The following is an 11,078-nucleotide window of genomic DNA, read 5'->3' on the forward strand; positions in this document are numbered from 1 at the left end:
ACGCGAATTTTTGTCTAGCAGACTGATCTAGAAGCGAGTGGCGACCGTAAAGATTTTGTATCTCAGTCGAGATATAGAATTTGGACTGAACGGAACCGTCATGCCCCGCACCAAGGGTAGCCGAGATCGCGACTATGAGGCGCGACGACAAGCGTTGATGGCACTCGCACGGCGTCATCTCTCCATGCCCTCTGGCCGCAGTGCCAGTTGGCGCGACCTTGCCGCGGCCTGCCAAGTCTCCGTGCCGACGATGAACCACTATTTCGGCAACCGCGCATCCCTGATTGCCTCGATCATCGAGCACGCAGAACAGGAAGGCGTACCCTATCTCGCCATCACCGCGCAACCTTCCGGTCCGCTGCCGGAGTCCATCGCAACATTGGCGGCCATGCTGTCGCGCGGTTTTGAGAACGGCGTGCTAGCCCTCCAGGTGATCGGCCTCGCCGAGGGTTTTGCGGACCAACGGGTAAGCGCGTCCTATCTCGATCACCACCTCGAACCCGTCATCACCGCCATCGCCACACGTTTTGAGGCGCATATCCAACAGGGCGACATGAAGCCGGCCAATGTCCGTTTTGCGGCCATCCAGTTCCTGTCGCCCATCCTCGTTGCCCACCTGCACCAGACAGCACTGGCGGGAAGCGCCGATTACCCGATGTCGATGCCCGACTTCATCGCAGATCACGTGGCCAACTTCCTGCGCGCCCACGCCTCTGCACCGCAAACCCCAGAACAGCCTTTGGAGACACCGAAATGAAGATCGCCGATCTGCCCACCCGCTTATTTCTGACCCTGACCTATCTCGCCATGGTCACGGTCAACTACCTCGCCAATGCGCTGCCGCTTAACGGCCGGCAGACGGGCGCGATTTCCGACGCCTATGCAAATCTGTTCGCGCCGGCCGGCATCACCTTCTCGATCTGGGGCGTCATCTATCTCTTGCTGGCGGTCCATATTCTCTACGAATGGGGCCTCTTCCACGACGGAACTCGCTCCGACGGACCGCTCTTGCGCAGGGTTGGCATTCTCTTCGGCCTGTCGTCGCTCGCCAACACTGCCTGGGTCTTTGCCTGGCACTATGACCAGATCCTGCTGTCCACGATCCTGATCCTCACCATTCTGGTGCTCCTGGCCGTCATCGCCGTGACCTTGCGCGACCAAGTGCTCGACACGCGCCAGTTCTGGTTGGTGCGGGTGCCGTTCAGCATCTATTTCGGCTGGCTGACCGTCGCCACGGTCGCCAACATAACCGTGCTGCTGGTGAGCGCCGGCTGGAACGGCTTTGGCATTGCCAACCAAATCTGGGCCATCGCCATCATCCTGGTCGCCGCCGCCATCGGCACCATCACCATGATCCGAAACCGCGACATGGCCTATGGCCTGGTGCTGATCTGGGCCTATACCGGCATCGTCATCAAGCACACATCCACCGACGGCTTTGCTGGCCGCTATCCGGAAGTAATCGCGACCACCCTCGCCTGCATCGCGGCTTTCGTGGTCGGAGAATTTCTCGTTTGGCGGAAGCGTGAGAGAATTTAAAGCGCGCAAGTGGCCCGTCGCTTGCCACCCCGCCACAAACCCGAAAAACAAAAAAGGAAGCACTCTTTCGAGTACTTCCTTTTCAGTCATTGGTTGCGGGAGCAGGATTTGAACCTGCGACCTTCAGGTTATGAGCCTGACGAGCTACCGGGCTGCTCCATCCCGCGTCAAACACTCGGCGTCGCCGCGTCGTGTGAGGGCTATATAGGGGTGAATCGGGAGACCTCAACCCCCTTGGTGGATTGATGTCGGTTTTTTGACAGGACCGTTTTTGGGCCCGCGCGGCTTTTCCGAATAAGGGCTTTCAGTCTAGGGTCCGCCCAATTTTGGCGAACCGGATCAGTCCTATGAACATCAAGACCCTTGGCCGCAGCGACATCGAGGTCACCGATATCTGCCTCGGCACCATGACCTGGGGCAGCCAGAACACCGAGGATGAAGGCCACCGCCAGATCGCCATGGCGCGCGACGCCGGCATCACCTTCATGGATACGGCCGAAGTCTATGCCGTGCCGGGCAGCCCCGAGACCAGCAACCGCACCGAGGAGTTCATCGGCAACTGGTTTGCCCGCGAGGGCGATCGCGCTCGCTGGGTTCTGGCCACCAAGATCGTCGGCGGCGGCAGCGCCCATATCCGCAATAGCGGTCGTCCAAACAAGACCAGTGTTCGTGAAGCGGTCGAGGGCAGCCTGCGGCGTCTCCAGACCGACTATATTGATCTCTACCAGATCCACTGGGCCAGCCGCGGCCACTACAATTTCGAAAACTACTGGACCTTCGACCCCACAAGGCAGGACACCGCCGATACGCTCGCCAATATGGAAGAAGTGCTTTTCGCCCTCGGCGACATGGTGCGCGAAGGCAAGATCCGTCAGTTCGGACTGTCCAACGAAACCACCTGGGGCACGGCGCAATGGCTGCGTCTTGCCGAACAGCACGGCCTGCCGCGCGTCGCCTCGATCCAAAACGAATATAGCCTCCTGCGCCGCATCTTCGACCACGACCTCGCCGAACTCAGCCATCATGAAAATGTGGGCCTGCTCGCCTATTCGCCGCTCGCGGCGGGGCTCCTCACCGGCAAGTATTTCGATGGCCAGACACCCAAGGGCAGCCGCAAGGAATACCAGAAAGGCTTCTGGCGCCTCAACGAACATTCTGAGGCGGCCGCGCGGGAATATTACGCGCTTGCCGAGCGGCATGGGCTCGATCCCATCCACATGGCCATCGCCTTTTGCCGCAGCCGCCCCTTCATGACCTCGACCATTATCGGCGCCACCAGCACCGAACAGCTGGCGCATCTGCTCGCCGCGCGCGACCTCGTCCTCAGCCCCGAAGTGCTCGCCGACATCGACGCCATCCACCGCCGCATGCCGCGCCCGATTTGACGCCGCGGCAACCTCTGGTCAACACGGCACCGCTATAGTGATCGCAATCTGACACAGCGGAGCGCGCCGTGACCCTTGCCTTGCTGACCTCGGTTTTTCCGCTGCTTGTTTATCTGGCCTACAACATCGTCGTGCCGCAGGTGGAAAAGCTGCGGCCGTCGCTCTCGGTCATCATGAACATGCAGCGCCGCCACTGGGTCACCAACGCGGCGCGTCGCGAGTCGCCTTTCGACGCGATCCTTTCGGGCAATATCATGGGCTCGGTCAGCTTCCTCGCATCGACCTCCGTGCTCCTGGTGCTGGCGGTCTTTGCCGTCTTCGGCCAGTTGCCGACCTTGATGGAAGCTCTCGACTCCCTTTCCTTCGACCGCAACCTCACCGTCATCGACGTGCAGATCCACCTGGTCGTCATGCTGGCCATGTTCGTCCTGGCCTTTTTGCCTTCACGCTGTCGCTGCGCCAGTTCAACCATTTCTGCATCATGCTGGGTGCGCTCGACCACGATCGGCCGACCAGTGACGAAGTGATCGAGGCTATCGCGCAGATGAACGCGCTGGGTGCCAAGAACTTCAACAGCGGCATTCGCGCCTACTATTTCTCGGTCGCGACCGTTGCCTGGTTTGTGTCCGAATGGGTAGGCGTCGCCACCTGCCTTGCCACGGTGCTGGTACTCGCCCATCGCGAGTTCTTCTCGTCGTCCCACCGCACGGCAGCGTCAGCCGCCTTGATCGCGGCGCGCCACCGTCAGAGCAAGCTCAGCGGCTAGAGCCAAAGATCTCGCGCAGGAAACGCGCCATGTCAGCCAGTACGGGCGCGCGCCAGCGCAGCGGCAGACCGATGCTGAGCAGCGGTCCGGCATGGGCCAGGCCCTTGTAGATACGGGCCTCCGCGCGTGTCCCGACCTTTGCAATTCCTCTGCCAGCCGCAAACTGTTGCGTGGGTAGACCAGCGTATCCCGCTCGCCCTGGCCCAAGAACATCGGCGGTGCGCCCGCGGCGACATGGTTGACCGGCTGCGTTGATTGAGGGTCCGGCACTGCGCCGAAGACGCGCATCGAGATCGGCCCATCGAAGGGGAAAAAGTCATAGGGTCCGGAGAGCCCGATGACGCCGCAGATCGCAGCCTTCTGGCCGTGCGCCTCGACCAGACCCGGCTCGAGCGTCGTCATGACGGCATTGTAGGCACCAGCCGAATGGCCGGCCAAGGCCATCCGAGTCCAGTCCCCACCATAGCGGTTGATGTTCTGCCCCACCCAGGCCACTGCGCGAGCGCAGTCGTCGAGAAATGCGGGATATTCGACATCCGGCACCAGCCGATAGTCGGGCACCACGACCACATAGCCGAGCGCCGCCAGCGCCCGCCCCACAAACGCATAGGCCTCCTTGCCGCCCGTGCTCCACGAACCGCCGTAGAAAAAGACAACCACGGGCGGCGCCGGCGCCAACATCTTGCGCGGCGCGTAGATGTCGAGACGGTGTCGCGCATCAGGTCCATAGGCAAGGTCTTGCGCAATACGTTCCGACCCGCCGTCCTTGGGCAACAGGAAACCAACAATGTCGACAGGAGAAAGCTTCATTCGAGACGTCCAGGTGCCGCTTAGCTACGGGCTTTTTGCGTCCTCTGTTTCGCCCTGCGGCGTTTTGACCATAACCATGCGCAAAACATGCAGTTCCTTGGCTATTTTATGACGTTGACATTCAACATAGTCAGGCGTTTATTCCGGCCCGTTGAGACCCGATCGGCCCCGCTATGCTTGTCTGCCAATGCAATATGATCACTTCCAAGGAGATCGAGGACATCGTCCTTGAGCTTTTGCGAGCCGATCCATGGCAGCTTGTCGTGCCTGCCAAGGTCTATGCGGAGCTCAATCGCCGCGCCAAATGTTCGGGCTGCGTGCCGAATGTGGTGGACATTATCGTGCGCGTCACCGAAAGCTACCAGGCACAGCAAGCCCATCAGCCCGCTGAACTGGTCAATCTCCAGTCCGGGTTGGAAAAACTGAAAAAGCAACGGAGTGGAGTACGTCGTGAAAGGCGAAGCACAGGTCATCGAGCGGCTTAACGAGGCCCTCTTTCTCGAGCTCGGCGCGGTCAACCAGTATTGGGTGCATTTCCGCCTTCTGGACGACTGGGGCTATAAGAAGCTCGCCGCCAAGGAACGCGCTGAATCCATCGAAGAAATGCATCACGCCGATCGTCTGATCGAGCGCATCATCTTCCTTGAAGGCCATCCGAACCTGCAGCGCGTTGCGCCGCTGCGCATTGGCCAGACCATCAAGGAAGTGCTCGAAGCCGACCTTGCCGGCGAATACGAAGCGCGCGAAGCCTATAAGAACAGCCGCGAACTCTGCGCTGAACTGCATGACCATGTGTCCAAGCAGTTGTTCGACGAGCTTCTCAAGGATGAGGAAGGCCATATCGACTTCCTCGAAACCCAGCTCGATCTGCTCGCCAAGATCGGCGAGGAGCGCTACGGCCTCCTCAATGCCGCCCCGGCCAACGAAGCCGAATAAAACACAAACGCCCGGATCGCTCCGGGCGTTTTGCTTTGGGGGAGAGGACCATGGAATACCATACCGGCCGCCTGATCGATCATGTGCACCTTCGTGCAAAGGACTTCGGCAAGACCCGGACCTTCTACGAAGCAGTGCTCAAAGTGCTCGGCATACCCATCACCGCAAGCGGCGAGAACTGGTTTCAGGTCGATGAACTCTTCGTCGACGGCGCCGATTCCGACGCTGTGCTGAGCCACGTTCACCTGGCCTTCCAGGCCAAGGACCGCGCAATGGTTGGAGCTTTCCACGAGGCCGCCCTCCGCGCCGGCGGCACGGACAATGGCGGCCCGGGTGAACGCGACTACCACCCAGGCTACTACGCCTGCTTTGTCCTCGATCCCGACGGCAACAATATCGAAGCCGTCTTCCATGGGCCGAACACCCGCTCGGTGGAATCGGTGGTGATCGAACCCACGAGCTAGGCTACGCGCTGCTCTTTTCCCTCCCCTTGATGGGGAGGGTAGCGCAGCTTAGCCTTAAGGCTTAGCGAAGCTGGGTGGGGTGACTTCCCGAACGCCGCTGGTGTGGCCCCACCCCACCCTCTGTCCCTCCCCCTCAAGGGGAGGGACAGAGGGTGGGGACGCATCCCCGCAAACCGCTAGCCCCCTAATCCTCGATCGGCTGGAACATCTGGTTCAGTTGCTCGAGGATCTGATCCGTCGGCATGATCGAGTCCGGCAAATCTTCCGGTGCGCTCGGCGTAACCGCAAGATAAGGCACCCCGCTCGGGAACGCACCGAAGCGCTGGAAGAACCCGACCATGTCGTCGAGCACCGGCATGCGCCAGCGCCACATCGCGCCCATGGCAAGCACCGGCTCCATATGACCAAAGCCCTCGTAATATTGGGTCGTGACCCAAACGCCTTGTGCCCGCAGCTGATCAGCAAAGCGATTGGTGTTCTGCACCCGAACGATGGGATCCGTCGTGCCTGTCGCCAGATACATTGGCGGCGCTTCCGAGGTGATGAGATTGATCGGCTGAGTGCCCTGCGGATTGGGCGCATAGCCAAAAGCTTCCTTCACCTCATTGTATTCGAACGGATAGAAATCATAGGGGCCCGACAAAGCGCCGACCGCGAGGATCGGCATGGTGACGCCGAACTCGCGCAGAAACGAAGGGTCGAGCGCCAGCATCACCGCATTATAGGCACCGGCCGAATGGCCCGAGAGAAACAGCCGGTTCGGGTCGCCGCCGTAATTGGCGATATTGTCCTGCACCCAGCGAAGCGCCGCTGCGCTGTCATAAAGAAAATCGGGATAGCGCACTTCCGGCACCAGCCGATAATCGGCGATCACCGCAACAAAGCCGCGGGACGCAAAGGCACGCCCGACGAACTCATATTCCCGACGCTCGCCCCGGCTCCAGCCACCGCCATAGATAAAGAAAACCACCGGCGCCGGCTCGCCCCGCTGCTCGGGTGCATAAACGTCGAGCTTGTGCCTCGGTCCATCGGCATAGGCAATGCCATCGCCCACCTTGGACGTCCCGCCATCCATGGCCGGCGGAAGGTTGAACGGATCCATGATCGATTGCGCCTGCGCGGCACCGGTTGCAACCAGAACGAAAAGGCTCAGCGCCAGCAAGACGCGACGAACAAGGGTCATGGTGATTTCGGAAGTGAGCGGAACGGGAGGATTGTGCATTAGCAGCCAAAGCCGAACACAATGTGGCATCTGAAATGGGCGGGGGCAGGTGCGCTGCATACTGCTCGCTTCCCTGCCCCCTACTTAAGCCACTCCAGTTTGGAAGCCTTGGGTTAACAAATGGTTAACGCTTGAGCCGCTCGAGGAGAAGCCCAGACACATGTCCGTCAGGAGGCAGCCCGACCCGAGATTGATAGGCCATGACCGCAGCGCGCGTCTTGGGCCCGACGACCCCATCAGGCGTTCCGACATCGTAACCGGCGCGCGACAGTAAGGCCTGGAGCTCGGCGCGCTGCGCCTTGTTGAGCGCATAGTCGCCCGCGGGCCAAGGCGTCGCAAAGCTGCCGCCGCCAAGGATGCGGTCGGCCAGATGCCCCACCGCCAAGGCATAGCTGTCGGAATTGTTGTAGCGCTTGATCACGTCAAAGTTCGGCAGCAACAAAAACGCCGGTCCATTGGCGCCGGCGGGCATATAGAGGCGTCCGACATCGCCAGCCCTAGGGAAGGCCCGGCCGGAAACGCGGGTAATGCCCATGGCCTGCCACTGGCTGATCGGCGCCCGTTCCATCTGGCGGGCGGCGGCAAAATTGAAGCCGCTTGGTATCTTGACCTCATAGCCCCAGGTCTCGCCGGGACGCCAGCCGAAGCTCTTGAGGTAGTTGGCAGTGGAACCCAGGGCATCGGGCACCGAATTCCAAATATCCTTGCGGCCGTCGCCATTGTAGTCGACCGCATAGCTCATGAAGCTCGACGGCATGAACTGGGTATGGCCCATGGCGCCTGCCCAGGATCCGACCATGGCGCCTGGCGAAATATGCCCGTCCGAAACGATGCGCAACGCCGTCACCAGCTCCTTGCGGAAGAAGTCGGCGCGATAGCCATTCTGCGTCAGCGTCGCCAGTGCATGGATGGTGTTGTTGCCACCCATGAAGCCACCGAAATTGGTTTCCATGCCCCAGATGGCGAGGACAACTTCAGGCTGTACGCCGTAACGCTGCTGCGCGCCGCTCAGCGTCTGCGCCCATTCATTGCGCATGGCCTGGCCCTTGCTGGCCTGCGCCGCGGTGACGCGCTTGTCGATATATTGCTGCACCGTTTGCGAGAATTCCGGCTGCTTTTTGGTCAGCTCCATGACCTGCGCAATAGGCTTGTAATTGCCCAGCGCCGCGTCGAATGCCTGCCGGCTCACCCCTGCCCGCTCCGCATCCGGCCAGAGACCGCGCACAAAGTCGGCAGTGTTTGCCTGCGCTGGCAACGTCGCCGACGCACCGGCCAGAAGAGCAAAAAACCATGCCGCCAAGCGACGACGAAGGGAAGCGTTTCCGCGTGAAAAGATCATCTCAGCCTCGTGCTACGCGCTACGGAATTCACGAACGCGCCGGCTGTGCCGCAACGGACGCGCATAGCAAAGAATTAACGCATCCGATTAAGATGAGCTTAAGGCAGAAGAAGGCGCCGATCACGAACGAGTCAGGCAGGCTTTGGCGGTGCGTCGAGCTCGAAGATCGGCTTTTGTGCAGCGATGTCTGACACATAGTTGATCCGCTGCGTCGGCGTCTCGATGCCGCGCTCGGCAAAGAGCCGCATCAACATTTCGCTATAGTAGCGGCCCGCGCCCCATTGCTTGCCTGCCAGCGTCTTGATGCGCGAGCGCAGCGACACCGAAGTCGGCGTTATGGCAAAGAGCCCTTGAAGGTCAAGATCGTCAAGGATCACGTCCTTGAACTCGTCCTTTTCCATGACCAGGGCAAAAGCGTCGCGCATCGCCTGCTTGGCGGCTTCGATATCGCTGTCATAGGCGATCTCCACCTCCGACACATAGAAGCTGAAGCCGCGCACCATGTTGGAAACCTGCGCAACGGCGGAAAACGGGATCAGGTGGATCGTTCCGCTCATGTCGCGAATGGTCACCGACCGAATAGTGAGCTTTTCCACCGTCCCGGATTTGCCTGCGACCTCGACGACGTCCCCCTCGTTCATGATGTTTTCGAACTGGATGAAGATGCCGGTTATGATGTCTTCAACGAGCTTTTGCGCACCAAAACCGATGGCGAGGCCAATCACACCTGCACCGGCCAGCAGCGGCGCAATGTTGACCCCGATCTGCGCCAGGGCCAGCATCAACCCGAACACCACAAGGGCTATGGTGAAGGCGTTCTTGAAGAGGTTCAGCAGCGTCTTCTCACGCGCCGTCGGCATGCGCCCGATCGTCGTGTTGAGCCGGTACTCGACCCACGAGGCCACCACGACATGAAGCGCGATAGCCGCCAAGATGATGAGGGCCGCCGAAACGATCGAGCCGACCACCGACAAGCCTTCGGGGCTGCTGATCCAGCTGACGAAATCGAACAAGGACCAGGCCTGCCCTATTGCCAGCACCACGGCAGCAATCACCACCCAGCGGACCACGCCCATCACCCCGGGCACGAAGGCCTTGAGCCGTCCCTCGAGCAGAGGCAGGCGCTGGCGCACATCGGCCGGCAAGGACAAGCCCGTGCTGACGAAGCGCCCGATGAAGGTGACGATAAGCGAGCCGACGAGAATGGCAATGATCGACTGGATGGTCGCACCCAACATGAACGGCAAAGCTTCATCCGGATTGGCAAACCAAACGGCAAGCAGCGCCAGAAGATAGGCAATGACCAGGATGTGCCATTGCTGGCCGACGGCCGCGAGCAGGCGCCAAAGGCCAGAATTGTTGTGCTTGACTGCAAGGGCTGACAGCCAGGCGCGCACGTCATTCTTGTTCTGCAGCACGATGATGACGGCGATCGTAATTGCCGTGGCCATGGTCAGCACCTGAACCGCACCACCAGCCGCCGAAGACACCATGCCTGACAACATGGGTGCCGCAAACATGAAGCCATAGCCGACCAGCGAGATGATCCGGCCCAGCCAGAACGACCAATAAACCGCATTGTCGTCCGCGATCGGCAGCAGCCGAATGGTCGGGAAATGCGGCACAAGAATAATGCGCAAGGCGAGCTTGCTGAGCTCGACCACAAGAAAGGCGTTGAGCAGCAAGGACTGGTTGATGCCCATCTCGCCGTTCGGCAGCGTACCGGTATTAAGCGCGATGACATAGCCGAGCGCCCATGCAAGCACGATCGTGCCCGCATCAACAACGATGACGACCAAAAGCGCACCAAGCCGCCGCACCCAATTGGCCGCAGCCACCCGGGAGGTGAGGCGAGCACAGATCGCGTTTGACGCCAGGCGAAGAAGAAAGAAGCTGCCGAACAGCGCGATGATCAGCAACCCAAGATTTATGGCCAAGGACCGCCAGGCTTCCGTATCGGCTGCAACACCGCCCGTGAACAGGTTCTGCACGCTACCGAGCGCAGCACCCAGCTGCCGCACGGTTTGCGAGGCCCTTGCGCTACGCTGCGCGTATACTCGGCCAGTTGCCGCGCTATGCTAAGATCAGGCGGCGCAGCCTCAGCCTCGGCAGCCGCGTCGTCCGGGACTGCCTGTTGCAAGCGCTGGATCAGCTCCGCCCGCGCCGTGTCGTCCTGCAGAATGCGAACAAGATCGTCGACGGCCTGCGTCGACTCCGCCGCCGAAGCCTCGGTCGCTGCCCCGGTCGGCAAACCCGGCACCTGTGCCAGAGCTGGCGTTGAAAGAAGAGCAAGGAAAAAACAAAGTCTGAGAAGGAGCTGCATAGGACTTCGACTGGCCGACAAAGTAGACCTAACCATGGCGGCTGGGGCGAGGAGGTCAAGTCCGTGGCGCCTGATCTGCTCAGATCAAAGGCCAAGCGATTCCCGTTTCATTCGTAGCAGCTCTCTATCGGGCCAGTCCGCAACCAGCCTAGGCAACCTAAGCTGTCGTAAGGCGATCAACTTCGTATCGTGGTCCTCGTCAAGTGCAGACCAGCTGTAATCGTCATTGATCACGATCGACCCACCATCGAAACGATCATGCCAAGAAGGAGCGAGCAAGATGCCAGCGCGGAC

11 protein-coding genes, 1 tRNA gene and 1 pseudogene (1 of these 13 running past the window's edge) are annotated in these 11,078 nt (G+C 60.7%); 7 read left to right on the plus strand and 6 right to left on the minus strand.

Features of this window, described 5'->3' with window-relative positions:
- Positions 1-100: 100 nt before the first annotated feature.
- Positions 101-757: a TetR/AcrR family transcriptional regulator gene (locus G5575_RS18950; RefSeq protein WP_164535683.1), complete on the plus strand. Its 657-nt coding sequence runs from the start codon at positions 101-103 to the stop codon at positions 755-757.
- Positions 754-1,539: a tryptophan-rich sensory protein gene (locus G5575_RS18955; RefSeq protein ID WP_164535684.1), complete on the plus strand. Its 786-nt coding sequence runs from the start codon at positions 754-756 to the stop codon at positions 1,537-1,539. Before G5575_RS18950 ends, G5575_RS18955 begins: the two co-directional genes overlap by 4 nt.
- A 90-nt stretch (positions 1,540-1,629) precedes the next feature.
- Here G5575_RS18955 and G5575_RS18960 read toward each other — a convergent pair.
- Positions 1,630-1,706, minus strand: a tRNA-Met gene (locus tag G5575_RS18960).
- 180 nt (positions 1,707-1,886) lie between these two features.
- Between G5575_RS18960 and G5575_RS18965 the strand changes: the two genes are divergently transcribed.
- Positions 1,887-2,924 carry an aldo/keto reductase gene (locus G5575_RS18965; protein WP_164535685.1) on the plus strand — a complete coding sequence of 346 codons (1,038 nt, stop codon included), beginning with the start codon at positions 1,887-1,889 and terminating at the stop codon, positions 2,922-2,924.
- A gap of 140 nt (positions 2,925-3,064) precedes the next feature.
- Positions 3,065-3,690: pseudogene (locus G5575_RS20895) on the plus strand (DUF599 domain-containing protein).
- Here G5575_RS20895 and G5575_RS18980 read toward each other — a convergent pair.
- On the minus strand, positions 3,640-4,500 hold the full coding sequence (locus tag G5575_RS18980) for an alpha/beta hydrolase (protein ID WP_164535687.1): 861 nt from the start codon (positions 4,498-4,500) through the stop codon (positions 3,640-3,642). The pseudogene G5575_RS20895 and the gene G5575_RS18980 overlap by 51 nt on opposite strands.
- A gap of 173 nt (positions 4,501-4,673) precedes the next feature.
- Here G5575_RS18980 and G5575_RS18985 point away from each other — a divergent pair, with 173 nt between their 5' ends.
- Genes G5575_RS18985 through G5575_RS18995 form a run of 3 tightly spaced genes read left to right on the plus strand, consistent with a single transcriptional unit; the run spans position 4,674 to position 5,900 of the window.
- Positions 4,674-4,985: a (2Fe-2S)-binding protein gene (locus G5575_RS18985; protein WP_164535688.1), complete on the plus strand. Its 312-nt coding sequence runs from the start codon at positions 4,674-4,676 to the stop codon at positions 4,983-4,985.
- Positions 4,951-5,436 carry a bacterioferritin gene (bfr, locus tag G5575_RS18990; protein ID WP_164535689.1) on the plus strand — a complete coding sequence of 162 codons (486 nt, stop codon included), beginning with the start codon at positions 4,951-4,953 and terminating at the stop codon, positions 5,434-5,436. Before G5575_RS18985 ends, bfr begins: the two co-directional genes overlap by 35 nt.
- 50 nt (positions 5,437-5,486) lie before the next feature.
- A complete protein-coding gene (locus G5575_RS18995; protein WP_164535690.1) occupies positions 5,487-5,900 on the plus strand; it encodes a VOC family protein in 414 nt (137 codons plus the stop codon).
- Between the two features lie 184 nt (positions 5,901-6,084).
- Here the strand turns inward: G5575_RS18995 and G5575_RS19000 are convergent, their stop codons facing one another.
- The 4 genes from G5575_RS19000 to G5575_RS19015 form a co-directional block, all read right to left on the minus strand.
- On the minus strand, positions 6,085-7,083 hold the full coding sequence (locus tag G5575_RS19000) for an alpha/beta hydrolase (protein WP_235936148.1): 999 nt from the start codon (positions 7,081-7,083) through the stop codon (positions 6,085-6,087).
- A gap of 163 nt (positions 7,084-7,246) precedes the next feature.
- Complete coding sequence (locus G5575_RS19005) at positions 7,247-8,461, minus strand: lytic murein transglycosylase (RefSeq protein ID WP_164535691.1); 1,215 nt, start codon at positions 8,459-8,461, stop codon at positions 7,247-7,249.
- Between the two features lie 131 nt (positions 8,462-8,592).
- Complete coding sequence (locus G5575_RS19010) at positions 8,593-10,482, minus strand: mechanosensitive ion channel domain-containing protein (RefSeq protein ID WP_164535692.1); 1,890 nt, start codon at positions 10,480-10,482, stop codon at positions 8,593-8,595.
- Between the two features lie 558 nt (positions 10,483-11,040).
- Positions 11,041-11,078 carry the 3' end of a hypothetical protein gene (locus tag G5575_RS19015; RefSeq protein ID WP_164535693.1) on the minus strand. It continues 559 nt past the right edge of the window, so the window shows 38 of its 597 coding nt (coding positions 560-597); its start codon lies beyond the right edge, outside the window — the gene reads right to left on this strand; its stop codon occupies positions 11,041-11,043.

It is taken from the genome of Devosia aurantiaca (genome assembly GCF_011058215.1).
GTDB classification, from domain to species: Bacteria; Pseudomonadota; Alphaproteobacteria; order Rhizobiales; family Devosiaceae; genus Devosia; species Devosia aurantiaca.